General features: G+C 60.0%; 12 protein-coding genes. 6 read left to right on the top strand and 6 right to left on the bottom strand.

All coding sequences use genetic code 11. The annotated features are described in order from the left end of the window. Positions 1-20: 20 nt before the first annotated feature. Positions 21-1727 carry a ShlB/FhaC/HecB family hemolysin secretion/activation protein gene (locus tag ACLH0I_RS08425; RefSeq protein WP_411386775.1) on the bottom strand — a complete coding sequence of 569 codons (1707 nt, stop codon included), beginning with the start codon at positions 1725-1727 and terminating at the stop codon, positions 21-23. A gap of 346 nt (positions 1728-2073) precedes the next feature. Beyond that, complete coding sequence (locus ACLH0I_RS08420) at positions 2074-4572, bottom strand: exo-alpha-sialidase (RefSeq protein WP_250962003.1); 2499 nt, start codon at positions 4570-4572, stop codon at positions 2074-2076. Between the two features lie 386 nt (positions 4573-4958). On the opposite strand from ACLH0I_RS08420, the gene ACLH0I_RS08415 reads away from it, so the two are divergent. Continuing rightward, entirely contained in the window at positions 4959-5234 is a 276-nt protein-coding gene (locus ACLH0I_RS08415; RefSeq protein WP_411386774.1) for a hypothetical protein, read from the top strand. 242 nt (positions 5235-5476) lie between these two features. On the opposite strand, the gene ACLH0I_RS08410 is transcribed toward ACLH0I_RS08415, so the two are convergent. Further along, positions 5477-6823: a DEAD/DEAH box helicase gene (locus tag ACLH0I_RS08410; protein WP_186704602.1), complete on the bottom strand. Its 1347-nt coding sequence runs from the start codon at positions 6821-6823 to the stop codon at positions 5477-5479. Positions 6824-7016: 193 nt separating this feature from the next. Between ACLH0I_RS08410 and ACLH0I_RS08405 the strand changes: the two genes are divergently transcribed. After that, on the top strand, positions 7017-8315 hold the full coding sequence (locus ACLH0I_RS08405) for a mechanosensitive ion channel family protein (protein ID WP_186704601.1): 1299 nt from the start codon (positions 7017-7019) through the stop codon (positions 8313-8315). Between the two features lie 117 nt (positions 8316-8432). Here the strand turns inward: ACLH0I_RS08405 and ACLH0I_RS08400 are convergent, their stop codons facing one another. From ACLH0I_RS08400 to ACLH0I_RS08390, 3 genes are all read right to left on the bottom strand, one after another. Beyond that, positions 8433-9299: a carboxylate/amino acid/amine transporter gene (locus ACLH0I_RS08400; protein WP_411386773.1), complete on the bottom strand. Its 867-nt coding sequence runs from the start codon at positions 9297-9299 to the stop codon at positions 8433-8435. A gap of 343 nt (positions 9300-9642) precedes the next feature. Further along, complete coding sequence (locus ACLH0I_RS08395; protein WP_411386772.1) at positions 9643-10242, bottom strand: FMN-dependent NADH-azoreductase; 600 nt, start codon at positions 10240-10242, stop codon at positions 9643-9645. Between the two features lie 150 nt (positions 10243-10392). After that, positions 10393-10707: a 3-phosphoglycerate kinase gene (locus ACLH0I_RS08390; RefSeq protein ID WP_411386771.1), complete on the bottom strand. Its 315-nt coding sequence runs from the start codon at positions 10705-10707 to the stop codon at positions 10393-10395. Positions 10708-10757: 50 nt separating this feature from the next. Here ACLH0I_RS08390 and ACLH0I_RS08385 point away from each other — a divergent pair, with 50 nt between their 5' ends. The 4 genes from ACLH0I_RS08385 to ACLH0I_RS08370 all read left to right on the top strand — a co-directional run bounded on the left by ACLH0I_RS08385 (position 10758) and on the right by ACLH0I_RS08370 (position 14985). Next, a complete protein-coding gene (locus tag ACLH0I_RS08385; protein ID WP_053120154.1) occupies positions 10758-11681 on the top strand; it encodes a LysR family transcriptional regulator in 924 nt (307 codons plus the stop codon). A gap of 14 nt (positions 11682-11695) precedes the next feature. Beyond that, complete coding sequence (locus tag ACLH0I_RS08380; RefSeq protein WP_411386770.1) at positions 11696-12499, top strand: alpha/beta fold hydrolase; 804 nt, start codon at positions 11696-11698, stop codon at positions 12497-12499. 4 nt (positions 12500-12503) lie between these two features. After that, the gene (locus ACLH0I_RS08375) at positions 12504-13067 is read left to right on the top strand and encodes a peptidylprolyl isomerase (protein ID WP_411386769.1); all 564 of its coding nucleotides are present in this window, start codon (positions 12504-12506) and stop codon (positions 13065-13067) included. Between the two features lie 85 nt (positions 13068-13152). After that, positions 13153-14985 (top strand): ABC transporter ATP-binding protein, encoded by a 1833-nt coding sequence (locus ACLH0I_RS08370; RefSeq protein WP_411386768.1) that lies wholly within the window; start codon positions 13153-13155, stop codon positions 14983-14985. Positions 14986-15256: the final 271 nt, after the last annotated feature.

The following is a 15256-nucleotide window of genomic DNA, read 5'->3' as shown; positions in this document are numbered from 1 at the left end:
CAGGTCTCGTTGCAGCGGAATTAGAGGAGTACATCCACGCGGAAGTAGATCGGCGCTTCGCGCTCGGTCAGGGCATCCGGGCGTTCCAGGGAATGGGCGAAGGTGACGCTGGCGTTCAGGTGCTCACCGCGGGCAAACAGCTCCAGCGAGTTGCTCGACATGCGTCCGTGCTGGTCGCCGTTGTAGCGATTGCCCTGAATCACACCCTGGTCATAACCGAGGCTGGTGCCGTATTCAGCGAACACCGGGCGCAGCCATTCCAGCGTCACCGGGCGACTCCAGCGCAGGTCGTTGCGCCAATAACCGCCGCTGTCGCCGGACAACGATTGATCCTTGTAGCCACGAATCGACGACTGGCCGCCCAGGCTCATGCGCTGCGGGCTGAACAGCACGTCTTCGCTGCGCTGGCCGGTCATCAGGCTGCTGAAGCTGAAGGACTCGCCCCACACCTGGAACGGTTGCAGGTAGCTGGCGGTGGCGGTGTATTTGCGGTAGCGGGCATCGGCCTGGCCGGGACCCGGATCGTTGTCGTCCTGGGCATCGAAGGCGCCGATCCCCTCTTGCATGCCCAAGTCGAGGTTGACGAAAGCATTGCCAACCCGCCGGCCATGGTTGATGCCGAATTGCGCTTCGCTGAGCCGATTACTGCTCACCGCCAGCTTGCTGTCTTCGATGAAGTTGTTGGTGCGCAGGTACGCCAGGCCCGTATTGAGGGAGGTCTTGCTCAGGGCGTCGCGGTGGATCACCCGCTCGACCCGCACCTGGTGATTCTGGCTGTCGCCGGTCTGCTTGAAGTTGAAACCGTTGGCCGGGATCTGCGAGCGGTATTCGCTCTGGCTGTAGGTGTAACTGACATTCCACCAGCCCCAGGGCAGGTTGTAATAGAGCATGGCGTTGCGGGAGGTATGCTGATGGTCGGTCATCGCGTCATGACCACCGCGCAACATCAACTGATCGGCCAGGCCCAGCGGGCTGTCCCATTCGAAACTGCTGCCCCACTGCTGCTCGCCCGTGCTGCGCTGGCCATCGTTGCTGCGCGACAGGCCGGCGCGCCAAGGCTTTTTCGGTTCATTGGTGACCCGCACTTCACTGCCACCGACGTTCTGCCCTGGCGTCAATTCCATTTTTGCCTGGTTCGACGGCAGGCGATTGAGCTGATCGACCATCTGCTCGATCTCCCGCAGGTTGACCAACTCGCCGGTCGCGCCGGGAAAAGCCATCGCCAACTCACGGTCCGATAGCTGGCTGGTCTCGGCCCCCTTGAGGCCTTCGAGCCGCCCTTCCACCACCAATACGCTCAGGTGCCCGCCGGACAGATCCTGCTGCGGCAGATAGGCGCGGCTGGTGACCAAGCCCTTTTCGATGTAATGGTCAGTGATGACTTTGAGCAGTTCGTTAAGCTGCGGAACGCCCAGGCATTGGCCGATGTAGGGCTTGAGCAATTGCTCGCGCTCGCCGGCGGAAAGGCTGTCGGCGCCCTTGAGTTCGATGGTCTTGATGGGGAAGCAATGGGTATCGGCAGGTGCGCTCGGCTGGGCCGGCTTCGCCTCCTGGCCGGGCAAATCCTTGAGTTCTTCCAGACGACGGCGCTGCTCTTCGAGCAAGCGATTCTGGCGTTCGCGGATCAGGTCCGTGTCGCCAGGCGTGGGGGCGGCGTGAGCCAGGGTGAATGGAGAAAGGCACAGCAAAGCCAGGCACAACCTCGCCCAAAAGGCGGGTGAGGACATGTTCGATCCCTCGAGTGGAAAGTGACATCAAAATAGTGGCGCGATATTAATGAGCCATCATTTTGACGTCAACTAAATGGGTTTGGCTTTGAGGCTATTCCTAGACCCATTCATCTGAAATCAGATGGCTGCGGTACGGGGCATTGGTAACGCCGATTGGCCTGGGCACACCCGTTACTCGATAAACGTCGCGAATTGAGGCTGCGGGAAGGAGGACCGAATTTGCTTTTGTGGCGAATTCAGGATGGGCTTCATAAAAAACCGGACTCAAGGTCCGGTTCTTTATTAAAGCGCTAGGCATCTGCCTCAGAAAGCAGGGATATCCTGCTTGGCAGAGATTTGACGACTACTTGCTTGCCTCCTCAACGGCTGCCGCATTCTGAGGACCGAAAGAGTATTTCAGGGCCCGTGCCTTCGAGGTCCGCGGATCAGGTAAGCCTACGGTCTCCGGGCCCGCAAAGCCGGTGACGCCTTTGGCGAACGTGGGATTGATCGCATCGAACAAAAAGCTGAAGCCTTGTTTCAGCGAGCTCTGGGCGATGCCGTGACAGCCCATGCAGCCGCCCATGGTCAGGCTTTGAGTACTGTGGGCGTAGTCCGGCACCTTGATGTTCGGTTGGTTGCGCGCATTGGTCAGGGTGTTGTTATTCGGGATGGGGAACACGTTGCTTCCACGAAACAGCTGGATGCCCGGCTGGCTGCTTTCGACCATGATGTTGGCCAGATAGTAATCCGGGTCGGTTGAGGTGCTCGACGGGATGGCTTGCACCCCTTTGAGCCGATAGTGCTTCCAGACCGAATTGTCGAATTCGCGGCTGCCGTCCATGAGCTGCCTGACCTGGTCGTTCACCGCCTGGACTTCTGAATGGACGGTCAGCGGTTGCACGACCTTGATCGGGCCGGCTTGTCCTTCGGGGATCCCGTTGCTGCCGGAGTAGACCGGCGGATCAAGTTTCGCGTTTGCGACCAGTCCCTCCGTTGGCAGGGAAACCGTATAGGTCTTGTTGCCGTCAGAGAAGGTGGCGGTCGGCGGCGTGGCTGAATCGAGGCCGGGGTAATCGATCTTGTTGTAGTTGGCGATGTAGTAGAGCCCGGTCGGCGATTTACCGTCGGGCAACGTCAGGGCATCTTCGTGCTCGAATGTGGCGAAGATGAAGGTCGGGTAGTTGGCCGTCTTATGGATGATATGCAAGGCGACCAGTGCGTAGTCTTCGTTCTGCGCCTCCGGGTCAGTGTCGGTACCCTTATAGGTCACCACCGTCGCCGTATGGTAGCGCCCGCGATCCGGCACCGGAATGTCGGCCAGCTTGCGCCATGCCGCCTTTACCTCCACCGCGCCGTCGGGCAGCACAATATGATCCGGATAACGGGTCAGGCCTTTCGCATAGTTGTAAACGACGGGGTTGGCCTTGGCCTCGAACAGGATCTGGCTGTCGCTTGAAGGGGCATAGTCTCCCCGCGCATCTGTTGTCTTCGCCGCATTGGGCGGCTTAACCGGGAAGAAAATAGCGTTTTGTCCTATTTGGGTCGCCTCATCCAGATTGTTGTAAAGGGTAAAATCAGTGCCTGGCGCCATCCGTATCGGCTTCTTGAGGAACTGGGTATAGGTGTAGTTCGGATCAGAACCAAGCGAACGCGTAGGACCGCCAACGGGATTGAACCCTACCGCCGGAAACAACTCGCTGCGGTGGGCGAAGGTTTGCCACAACAAAGGGGTTGGAGACTGCGAGGCCTTGCCCGAATCGGCAAAGCTGCTGGCGGGATTACCCATGCCACGGCTAGCCGGTAACGGCGTCATGGCGGTGTTATTCAGCGCAAAAAAACTCCGCCAGGCAAAGGTCGCATAGTCGGTATGGCTAAGGCCCGTCGCCAGGTCAGCAGGCAACTGCGGGTTGTCCCCTGTCAGATCGTTTGTGGTAATGCCGTAGGAAACGCCCAATCCCGATGGGCCGGTCAAACTGTCAGAGAAAAGCCTTGAATAATAGGGACTCCAGTTGACCCCATCGCTTGAACCAAAAGTGGTAGGGCCACTGCTGAGAAAAATGCGGTTACCGGTGATGGTTGCACGGTTCAGGAAAAGCTCGCTCTTTGCTAGGCCCGACAGTCTTTGTTCATCTCCCCAGTTACCGCCCCGGTCGTAACTGCGCACGGCAAAATTATTAAGATCATAAGAGTAATAGACCAACAGCTCACCGTTATAGACCACGGGCACCAGACTCAGCACTCTGAGAGCATTTGCAGTGAACCCAGGATTTTCCTTACTCCACAGCAAGCCATCGTCCGAGGTCACATAGTTAATCGTGTGATCGTCCTCCTCGCTATACAGGACAAATAATTTTCCGTTGTACACCACAGGACTGTTAGTAGCGGCGTCGCTGGAGACCGCAATAGGGTTAACATTGGACCAGGTTATGCCGTCCTCGGAACTGATGCTATTTATGTGCTTCTCGTCGGTAAAGGTCAGCACCAGCTTTTGCTGAAACACGGTCGCTGAGACATTACCCACGATGCCAGACACCGGAATGGGCTGTGGTGGGGACCAATTACTGCCCTGCGCCGAAGTGGAAAAATAGATAGCGGAATCACTATCGTTGGCCCAAAACATATAAATCTTGCCCTTGAACGATTGCACCGCGGGTGTAGCCAACCCTACCGAGGGAAATGGCACCATGCCCGACGAAGAAGGTATGGCGTTTGCGGCATCAGGGCTGTCAAACACATCAACTACGATCCCTTCATCGGGTCGCGACGTGGCGATGATCACACTTTCTGCATAAGCCGATGACACCGCGAACAAACCACACAGGCACAACATCAGCCGACTGAGTATCGCTCTAAGGCTCATAGATTTCATTCCTTGAATTAATAGCTATCGCAGTCCGTGGGCACGTCCTGACAGGCGTAGTTGTTCCATTGCTCGAATGCGAGCGGCACCGGGTGATCCAGAACTCATTGACTGCATTGCGTCAGACATATTGTTAGCCTCCTGGCTAATGAAGCACTTACGTCCTGTGTGAAGGAGCGACCCAGCATTGCAGGCATAGGGCTACCAGTCACTTTCTCCATGGTAGACGACGGTTTCATATCGGCTAGGGAAACCCTGAAAAAGACTTCAATCCGTGTCTGGGCCCATGCAGCGACGGAACGCCTGCCAGCGGCAGGCTAATGAACTTTCCACTCTGCACGGGCCTCAACCCATTACCTGCCCAACAAGGAATATGAGGCCCTGCCATGAAAACCCTCATCAAACTTACCCTCGCCGCCACCCTCACCTGCGCCCTGCCCGCCTGGGCCGCGTGTACACCTGAGGAAGCGACCATCAAGCGTGAACAACTGGCGGATAAAATCGCCAAGCTCACCGAACAGGATCCGTCCAAGGCCAAGGAGATGAATGACGAGTTGAAGGCTATGGATCTGGAAACATCCAGCAAGGAAGTGCCGGATAAGTGCCAGTTGATCGATAAGCGTCTGCAGGAGCTGGAAGAGGCGCAGAGGAAAGCGGGGTGATCGCCGAGCGAGCACGGCCAGCTTTTGTGGCGAGGGAGCTTGCTCCCGCTGGGGTGCGAAGCGCCCCCAAACCTGAGCGTCAACATCAGGGCTGATAAACCAGTGACCCTCTCGGGGCTGCTGCGCAGCCCAGCGGGAGCAAGCTCCCTCGCCACAAGAGCCTGTTGGACGTAAGGCTGAGTAACCGCCCATAAAAAACCGGACTCAAGGTCCGGTTCTTTTTAGCAAGCGCTAACGCAGCTTCACTCAGCCGCTGGCGCCTCTGGCTTGCGCCGCTTGAGCGGGGCCATGCCGTCCTTGCTGACCAGCGACGGGGCGTCGGACTTCGGACGATTGGCAGTCTTGCGTTTGGTCGGGCCCTTGGCACCGGCTTTTTTCTTGTCGCCCTTGGCGTCGACCTTTTTCTTCTTCACGCCAACGGCCTTGCCCGACGCCTTGACCTTCTTCGGTCCGCCGTAAGTACCTTTGACTTCCTTGATGGTGCGGCGCTCGAAGCTCTGCTTGAGGTAGCGCTCGATGCTCGACATCAGGTTCCAGTCGCCGTGGCAGATCAGCGAGATCGCCAGGCCGTCGTTGCCGGCGCGGCCGGTACGACCGATGCGGTGTACGTATTCATCGCCACTGCGGGGCATGTCGAAGTTGATGACCATGTCCAGGCCATCCACGTCCAGGCCGCGGGCAGCGACGTCGGTCGCGACCAGGATCTTGACGCCGCCCTGCTTGAGGCGGTCGATGGCCAGCTTGCGGTCCTTCTGGTCCTTCTCGCCGTGCAGCACGAACGCCTTGTAATCCTGGGCAACGAGCCGGCCGTAGATGCGGTCGGCCATGGCCCGGGTGTTGGTGAACACGATGGCTTTTTCGTAGGTCTCGTTGGCCAGCAACCAGTTGACGATCTGCTCTTTGTGCTGGTTGTGGTCGGCGGTGATGATCTGCTGCCGGGTGGTGGAGTTCAGTTGGCTGACCGCGTTGAGCTGCAAGTGCTCGGGGTTGTTCAGCACCTTGGCGATCATCTCGCGCAGGCCCGAACCGCCGGTGGTGGCGGAGAACAGCATGGTCTGCTGGCGGTTGACGCACTCGTCCACCAGGCGCTGCACGTCTTCGGAAAAACCCATGTCCAGCATGCGGTCGGCTTCGTCCAGCACCAGCACTTCGACTTCCTTGAGGTCGAGATTGCCGGCGTTCAACTGCTCGATCATCCGCCCCGGCGTGCCGATCAGGATGTCCGGCACCTTGCGCAGCATGGCGGCCTGGACCTTGAAGTCTTCGCCGCCGGTGATCAGGCCGGACTTGATGAAAGTGAACTGCGAGAAGCGCTCCACTTCCTTCAAGGTCTGCTGGGCCAGTTCACGGGTCGGCAGCAGGATCAGGGTCTTGATGCTGACGCGGATCTTGGCCGGACCGATCAGGCGGTTGAGGATCGGCAGCACGAACGCGGCAGTCTTGCCGCTGCCGGTTTGCGCCGTCACCCGCAGGTCACGCCCCTGGAGCGCGAGCGGAATGGCCGCTGCCTGCACCGGCGTTGGCTCGACAAATTTAAGCTCGGCCACGGCTTTGAGCAGGCGTTCGTGCAGGGCGAATTGGGAAAACACGGGTGCTACCTCGAAGAAATGCAAAAAAACAGCTGCATAGGGTAACGGTTTCGAGCGCGAAGGCCGAGTTTCTTTATACAAACGGCGGTAAATCAGTGCTTTTTTATCAGCCGATATTGTATCAACGGTCACTTGAGCAGGCTTAAATGCTCTAATCGCCCCGTCGCGTCTCTATAGAAGAATCGTTTCGTCCATGGACATCAAACAACTCTGGGTCAACATTCAAGACCTCTGGGGTGCCCTTGACCAGCACCCGCTCCTGCATTCCAGCCTCGCCCTGATGTTGCTGCTGGTCATCGCCCTGGTGCTCGGACGCGTCGCGCGCTACCTGATCCTGCACGCCGCCAAGTTGCTTGGGCGCCAGCCAGCCTTGCATTGGGTCAACGACCTGCGCCAGAACAAGGTCTTTCATCGCCTGGCGCAAATGACGCCGTCACTGATCATTCAATCCGGCCTGCACCTGGTGCCGGAACTGAGCAAGACCAGCATGATTTTCCTGGGCAATGTGGCCCTGGCGTTCACCATCCTGTTCATGGTGCTGAGTCTCAGTGCCCTGCTCAGCGCCCTGCTGGACGTCTACGCACGCACCGAACACGCGCGGACTCGCTCGATCAAAGGCTACGTGCAACTGACGAAGATGGTGCTGTATGTGTTTGGCGCGATCATCATCGTCGCCACGCTGATCGACCGCTCGCCACTGTTGCTGCTGTCGGGCCTGGGTGCGATGTCGGCGGTGATCCTGTTGGTCTACAAAGACACCCTGCTGTCGTTCGTCGCCAGCGTGCAGTTGACCAGCAACGACATGCTGCGGGTCGGCGACTGGATCGAGATGCCCCAGGTCGGCGCCGACGGTGATGTGGTGGACATCACGTTGCACACAGTCAAGGTGCAGAACTTCGACAAGACCATCGTCTCTATCCCCACCTGGCGCCTGATGTCCGAGTCGTTCAAGAACTGGCGCGGCATGCAGCAGTCCGGTGGACGACGGATCAAGCGCAGCCTGTTCATCGACGCGAGCGGCGTGCGTTTCCTGCATGACGAGGAGGAACAACGCCTGACCCAGGTCCGCCTGCTGACCGACTACATCAGCCGCAAGCAGGCCGAGCTCAAGGCCTGGAACGAGGCCCAGGGCAACGTCGCGGCGATGTCGGCCAACCGCCGGCGGATGACCAACCTGGGCACCTTCCGCGCCTATGCCCTGGCCTATTTGAAGAGCCACCCGGAGATCCAGCCGAACATGACCTGCATGGTCCGGCAGATGCAGACCACCGCCCAGGGCATCCCGCTGGAAATCTACTGTTTCACCCGCACCACCGCGTGGGCGGACTACGAGCGCATCCAGGGGGACATTTTCGATTACCTGCTGGCGGTGATGCCGGAGTTCGGATTAAACCTGTACCAGCAGCCGAGCGGCACGGACCTGCGCTCGGGGCTGCTGCCGGCGGTGCTGGGGGCGAGTCACCTGCCGGAGCCGCAGAAGCAGGTGGTCTAAAGCCAACCCCATTCCCCTGTGGGAGCGAGCTTGCTCGCGATGGCGGTGCATCAGAATCATAGATGCTGACTGATACTCCGCCATCGCGAGCAAGCTCGCTCCCACAGGGTTCAGGGGTCAGTACGCAGGCTGAGGTTTGCGTACCCCCAACCGACTGATCCACACCGCCATCAATATCACCGCCCCACCCAGCAGCAACCGCCCCAACGCCTCATGCTGGTTCCAGATCAGCAGGTTCACCAACAGCCCCACCGGCACGTGCAGGTTGTTCATCACTGCCAGCGTCCCGCCGTTGACCAGGCACGCGCCCTTGTTCCACCAGTACAGTCCCAATGCAGTGGAAACCAGCCCGAGGAACACCAGCACACCCCATTGCAACGGCGCTTCGGGCCAGAAGTCTGGCTTGCCGAACAGCAGGAACGCCGGCAACGCCACCATCAGCGCACCGAGATAGAAATAGCCGAAACGCCGGTAATGCGGCAGGTCGCTCGGGTGACGGGCCACCAGGTGTTTGTAGAGCACCTGCCCGGCGGCATAGGTGAAGTTGGCCAGTTGCAGCAGCAAAAATCCCATGAAGAAATCCGGGTTGATCCGGTCATAACGAATCACCGCCGCACCGGCCACGGCCACCAACGCCGCGATCAATGCCCAAGGATTGAAGCGACGGTTCAGCGCGTCTTCGATCAAGGTCACGTGCAGGGGCGTGAGAATGGTGAAAAGCAGCACTTCCGGCACGGTCAAGACCCGGAAGCTCAGGTACAGGCAGACGTAGGTCACGCCGAACTGCAAGGCGCCGATCAACAGCATGCCGCGCATGAATGACGGCTCCACCTGGCGCCAGCGGGTCAACGGAATGAACACCAGCCCCGCCAGCACCACACGCACCAGCACCGCGAAATAACTGTCCACATGCCCGGCCAGGTACTCGCCAATCAGGCTGAAGGAAAACGCCTGGATCAATGTCACAAACAGTAGATAGCCCATACCGCCCCTCGTTTCGAATGGCGGCGAAGATAGCGGGTTTTACGGGTTGTCGCGAATATCTCGACACGCAGAACCCTGTGGGAGCGAGCTTGCTCGCGATGGCGGCGTATCAGTCAGCATCCATGTTTCTGACACACCGCTATCGCGAGCAAGCTCGCTCCCACACAGGGCATTGCGCGAATGGGAATTGCAGGCAAAAAAAAGCCCGATCTCGCTAAAGCGTTCAATCGGGCTGATGCACTCAGGAGCATTAGCAGTGCAAAGGGAGGTTCGATGCGCAAAACGGTTTGAAGGGAAGCGCCAGGCCACTAGACCACCTGGCGATTATCCGAGGATTAACGGATCAGGCGACTTGGGACAGTTTGGCGTTGGCCTGATTCAACCCTTTCTCCTGGAACTCACCACCCAGGTTCATGCCCTCGGCATGGATGAAGGTCACGTCGTGGATCCCGATGAAGCCCATGACCTGGCGCAGGTAGGGTTCCTGATGGTCGGTGCTGCCACCGGCGTGAATGCCGCCCCGGGCGGTGAGCACGAAGGCGCGCTTGTCGGCCAGCAGGCCTTGGGGACCGGTGGGGGTGTATTTGAACGTCACGCCGGCACGCAGCACGTGGTCGAGCCAGGCTTTCAGGGTGCTGGGAATGGCGAAGTTGTACATCGGTGCCGCCATGACCAGCACGTCGGCGGCCAGCAGCTCATCGGTCAGTTGGTTGGAGCGTTCCAGCGAGGCGTTCTCAATGTCGTTGCGCTGCTCGGCCGGCTTCATCCAGCCGCCCAGCAGATTGGCATCCAGGTGGGGCACCGGGTTGATGGCCAGGTCACGAACGCTGATTTCGTCGGCCGGGTGCGCAGCTTTCCACTGGCTGATGAAGGTTTGGGTCAGTTGACGGGAAACCGAGTCTTGCTGGCGGGCACTGCTTTCGATGATCAGAACGCGGGACATGGCTTGTAGGCTCCATCTGAGAATGTTGTCAGTCGATGGAGTGAAGGTTAAACGTGAGCATATCGATGAAAAAGCGCAAATAACTGCTGTAATGCATCGATATTTTCGTTTATAAGCGGAGCAAGCAATGTCTCCTGCCCCGCTGCCGGCCTATTTCGGCTGACAGGTCAGCTTGATGCGCAGCTTGATGATGTTGCGGTTGAACTTGGCCGTGGCGTTCTTGAACTTGCCGGCGGCGACTTCGATCTTGCGGGTGCGCGGTGACTCGGGACCGTTGCGGAACACGACGGTGCAGGCCGCGTCGGTACGGCCGTAGTTGTTGACCTGGATGGAACCGATGTCGGCATCGGTGTCATAGGCGGTGTAGTCGATGCTCAGGCCGTTGAGGTGTTTTTCCACATCGATCGGGTAGGCAAACGCCGTCAGTGGCAGCAAGGCCAGCACCACACAACAGATTTTCTTCATTCGGCAGTCTCCACCAAGGGACCGCCAGCTTAGGACAAGAGGAGCCCGATATGAAAGCGCCCCGCGTGACCCTGGATCAATGGCGCACCCTGCAGGCGGTGGTCGACCACGGCGGTTTCGCCCAGGCCGCCGATGTGCTGCATCGCTCCCAGTCGTCAGTGAGCTACACCGTGGCCCGCATGCAGGATCAACTCGGTGTGCCGTTGCTGCGCATCGATGGGCGCAAGGCCGTGCTGACCGAAGCCGGCGGCGTGCTGCTGCGCCGCTCGCGGCAATTGGTGAAACAGGCCAGCCAACTGGAAGACCTGGCCCACCACATGGAGCAGGGCTGGGAAGCGGAAGTGCGCCTGGTGGTCGACGCGGCCTATCCCAACGCCCGCCTCGTTCGCGCCTTGACCGCGTTCATGCCGCAAAGCCGCGGTTGCCGGGTGCGGCTGCGGGAAGAAGTGTTGTCGGGTGTCGAAGAAGTCCTGCTCGAAGGCGTGGCCGACCTGGCCATCAGCGGTTTCAGCATTCCCGGTTACCTGGGGGCGGAATTGAGCGACGTGGAATTCATCGCGGTGGCCCACCCCGAGCATGCCCTGCACCGCCTCAATCGCGAGCTTAACTTCCAGGATCTGGAAAGCCAGTTGCAAGTGGTCATTCGCGACTCCGGCCGCCAGCAGCCCCGGGACGTTGGCTGGCTCGGCGCCGAACAACGCTGGACCGTGGGCAGCCTGGCCACCGCCGCGAGTTTTGTCGGCAGCGGCCTGGGTTTCGCCTGGCTGCCCCGGCATATGATCGAACGAGAACTCAAGGAAGGCGTGCTCAAGCGTCTACCCTTGGAACAGGGAGGCAGCCGCAACTCGACCTTCTATCTTTTTTCAAACAAGGAAAAACCCCTGGGCCCGGCCACGCAAATCCTGATCGAACTGCTGCGCACCTTCGACACCGCGCCGCTGGATGCGCCATTCGCCGCCCCTGAACAAGCCTGACAAGGACTTCGCCCATGGCCTATTTCGAGCATGAAGGTTGCAACCTGCACTACGAGGAATACGGCCACGGCACGCCCGTGGTGCTGGTCCATGGGCTGGGCTCCAGCACCCAGGACTGGGAAAAACAGATCCCGGCGCTGTCCGCCCACTACCGCCTGATCGTGATGGATGTGCGCGGCCACGGCCGTTCCGACAAGCCCCGCGAGCGCTTCAGCATCGCCGGTTTCAGCGCCGACCTGAGCGCCCTGATCGAACATCTCGGCCTGGGCCCGGTGCATCTGGTGGGCTGGTCCATGGGCGGCATGATCTGTTTCCAATTGGCGGTGGATGAACCCGAACGGGTCAAGAGCCTGTGCATCGTCAACAGCGCGCCGGAAGTCAAAGTCCGCACGCCGGACGATTGCTGGCAATGGTTCAAGCGCTGGAGCCTGATGCGCCTGCTCAGCCTGGAGACCATCGGCAAGGCCCTCGGTGCGAAGCTGTTCCCCAAGCCCGAGCAAACCGAGTTACGCCTGGAAATGGCCCGGCGCTGGGCAAAGAACGACAAACGTGCTTATCTCGCCAGCTTCGATGCGATCGTAGGCTGGGGCGTCCAGGAACGACTTTCACAGGTTACCTGTCCAACCCTCGTCATCTGCGCCGACCATGACTACACCCCGGTGGCACTGAAAGAAGCCTATGTAAAGCATCTGCCCAACGCACGGCTGGTGGTCATCGCCGATTCACGGCACGCTACCCCGCTGGATCAACCCGAACGCTTCAACCAAACCCTGCTCGACTTTTTGACCGCAACCGATTCCACCACTCAGGATCACTGACCCCATGCTGAAAAAAATCGTCCTCGCCGCCGGCACCGTACTGTTCGCCGCCAACCTGATGGCCGCGACACCCGCCAAGGCACCGCATGTATTGCTGGACACCACCAACGGCCAGATCGAAATCGAACTGGACCCGGTCAAGGCCCCCATCAGTACCAAGAATTTCCTCGAGTACGTGGACAGCGGCTTCTACAACAACACGATTTTCCACCGCGTGATCCCGGGCTTCATGGCCCAGGGCGGCGGCTTCACCCAGCAGATGCAGCAGAAAGACACCAAGGCGCCGATCAAGAACGAAGCCAGCAATGGCCTGCACAACGTTCGCGGCACCTTGTCGATGGCCCGCACGTCCAACCCGGATTCGGCCACCAGCCAGTTCTTCATCAACGTGGCCGACAACGCCTTCCTCGACCCAGGCCGTGACGCTGGCTACGCGGTGTTCGCCAAGGTGGTCAAGGGCATGGACGTGGTGGACATCATCGTCAACTCCCAGACCACCACCAAGCAAGGCATGCAAAACGTGCCGATCGACCCTGTGATCATCAAGTCGGCCAAGCGCATCGACTGAACACACAGGGCAAGCCTGAGCGGTGCCGGCAACCCCGCGCCGCTCACAGCAAATATAAGGAGAGCCCTGCCCGGGCTAGGTACCCATGGTTTACCGCCGTTTTGAAAAACTGATCGACATCTTCCGCGACGCCCCGACCTCGGCCCCGCCGGACCGCGTCCTGCCCTTCTACACGTATTACCTGAAACAAGTCTGGCCAAGCTTCGCCGCGTTGCTGGTGGTGGGCCTGGTCGGTGCGCTGATCGAAGTGGCGCTGTTCAGCTACCTGAGCCGCATCATCGACCTGACCCAGGCAACGCCCAGCGCGGATTTCTTCAAGCTCCACGGCCTGGAACTGGCCTGGATGGCTGTTGTGGCCCTGGTTTTTCGGCCCATCTTCGTGGCCCTGCATGATTTGCTGGTGCACCAGACCCTGAGTCCCAGCATGACCAGCCTGATCCGCTGGCAGAACCACAGCTACGTGCTCAAGCAGAGCCTGAACTTCTTCCAGAACGATTTCGCCGGACGCATCGCCCAGCGCATCATGCAGACCGGCAACTCCCTGCGCGACTCGGCGGTGCAGGCCGTGGACGCGCTGTGGCACGTGCTGATCTACGCCATCAGCTCACTGGTGCTCTTCGCCGAAGCCGACTGGCGCCTGATGATTCCGCTGCTGATGTGGATCGCCTCGTACATCGGCGCACTTTATTACTTCGTGCCACGGGTCAAGGAACGCTCCGTGGTGTCCTCCGATGCCCGCTCCAAGCTCATGGGACGGATCGTCGACGGTTACACCAACATCACCACCCTGAAGCTGTTCGCCCACACCAATTTCGAACAGCGATACGCCCGCGAAGCCATCGAGGAGCAGACTGAAAAAGCCCAACTGGCCGGCCGCGTGGTAACCAGCATGGACGTGGTCATCACCACCATGAACGGGCTGCTGATCGTCGGCACCACGGCCCTGGCCCTGTGGCTGTGGACCCAGTCGCTGATCAGCGTCGGCGCCATTGCCCTGGCTACCGGCCTGGTGATTCGCATCGTCAACATGTCCGGCTGGATCATGTGGGTAGTCACCGGCATCTTCGAAAATATCGGCATGGTCCAGGACGGTCTGCAGACCATCTCCCAGCCCGTCAGCGTCACCGACCGCGACGAGGCCAAGCCGCTGGCGGTGGCCCAGGGCGAGGTGCGTTTCGAGCATGTGGATTTCCACTATGGCAAGAAAAGCGGGGTCATCGGCGACCTGAACCTGGTGATCAAGCCCGGCGAGAAAATCGGCCTGATCGGCCCGTCCGGCGCGGGTAAATCCACCTTGGTCAACCTGCTGCTGCGCCTCTACGACGTACAGGGCGGGCGCATCCTCATCGATGGCCAGAATATCGCCGAAGTCGGCCAGGAAAGCCTGCGCGAGCGCATCGGCATGATCACCCAGGACACGTCGCTGCTGCATCGTTCGATTCGCGACAACCTGCTCTACGGCAAGCCCGACGCCACCGATGCGCAACTCTGGGAAGCCGTGCACAAGGCCCGGGCCGATGAGTTCATCCCGTTGCTGTCGGACGCCGAAGGCCGCACCGGCTTCGACGCCCATGTGGGTGAGCGCGGTGTGAAACTGTCCGGCGGCCAGCGCCAGCGCATCGCTATCGCACGGGTGCTGCTCAAGGACGCGCCGATCCTGATCATGGACGAAGCGACGTCAGCGCTGGACTCGGAAGTCGAGGCCGCGATCCAGGAAAGCCTTGAAACCCTGATGCAAGGCAAGACCGTGATCGCCATCGCCCACCGCCTCTCCACCATCGCCCGGATGGACCGCTTGGTGGTGCTGGAAAATGGCCGCATTGCCGAGACCGGCAGCCATGCCGAGTTGCTGGCCCATGGCGGGTTGTATGCGCGGCTGTGGCAGCATCAGACGGGTGGATTCGTGGGGATCGACTGATCTCTACCAGACACCACTGACCCCGTGGCGAGGGAGCTTGCTCCCGCTGGGGCGCGAAGCGCCCCCAAAATCTGAGTTCCAACACAATAGATCGGTTGGACACCCAGCCTTATTGGGGCTGCTACGCAGCCCAGCGGGAGCAAGCTCCCTCGCCACAGGGATCCGCTTTGAGTCCGCAATACTGAAAAATTCTGTCCAGGATCCATTTAGCCCACGCAGCCACCCCATACTCCCCGCCGACCACGGCCAAAACCGCCACAGTCCCTGACTC

It is taken from the genome of Pseudomonas sp. MPB03 (assembly GCF_046605385.1).
In the GTDB taxonomy this organism is placed as follows: Bacteria; Pseudomonadota; Gammaproteobacteria; order Pseudomonadales; family Pseudomonadaceae; genus Aquipseudomonas; species Aquipseudomonas zanjanensis.
The sequence above is the reverse complement of the archived record's forward strand: the minus strand, read 5'-3'. Positions and strand labels throughout refer to the sequence as shown.

Excerpts from the sequence above, each read along its gene's own strand:
- ACLH0I_RS08425 (WP_411386775.1), bottom strand. The coding sequence starts at position 1,727 with ATGTCCTCACCCGCCTTTTGGGCGAGGTTGTGCCTGGCTTTGCTGTGC.
- ACLH0I_RS08420 (WP_250962003.1), bottom strand. The coding sequence starts at position 4,572 with ATGAGCCTTAGAGCGATACTCAGTCGGCTGATGTTGTGCCTGTGTGGT.
- ACLH0I_RS08415 (WP_411386774.1), top strand. The coding sequence starts at position 4,959 with ATGAAAACCCTCATCAAACTTACCCTCGCCGCCACCCTCACCTGCGCC.
- ACLH0I_RS08405 (WP_186704601.1), top strand. The coding sequence starts at position 7,017 with ATGGACATCAAACAACTCTGGGTCAACATTCAAGACCTCTGGGGTGCC.
- ACLH0I_RS08400 (WP_411386773.1), bottom strand. The coding sequence starts at position 9,299 with ATGGGCTATCTACTGTTTGTGACATTGATCCAGGCGTTTTCCTTCAGC.
- ACLH0I_RS08395 (WP_411386772.1), bottom strand. The coding sequence starts at position 10,242 with ATGTCCCGCGTTCTGATCATCGAAAGCAGTGCCCGCCAGCAAGACTCG.
- ACLH0I_RS08390 (WP_411386771.1), bottom strand. The coding sequence starts at position 10,707 with ATGAAGAAAATCTGTTGTGTGGTGCTGGCCTTGCTGCCACTGACGGCG.
- ACLH0I_RS08385 (WP_053120154.1), top strand. The coding sequence starts at position 10,758 with ATGAAAGCGCCCCGCGTGACCCTGGATCAATGGCGCACCCTGCAGGCG.
- ACLH0I_RS08380 (WP_411386770.1), top strand. The coding sequence starts at position 11,696 with ATGGCCTATTTCGAGCATGAAGGTTGCAACCTGCACTACGAGGAATAC.
- ACLH0I_RS08375 (WP_411386769.1), top strand. The coding sequence starts at position 12,504 with ATGCTGAAAAAAATCGTCCTCGCCGCCGGCACCGTACTGTTCGCCGCC.
- ACLH0I_RS08370 (WP_411386768.1), top strand. The coding sequence starts at position 13,153 with ATGGTTTACCGCCGTTTTGAAAAACTGATCGACATCTTCCGCGACGCC.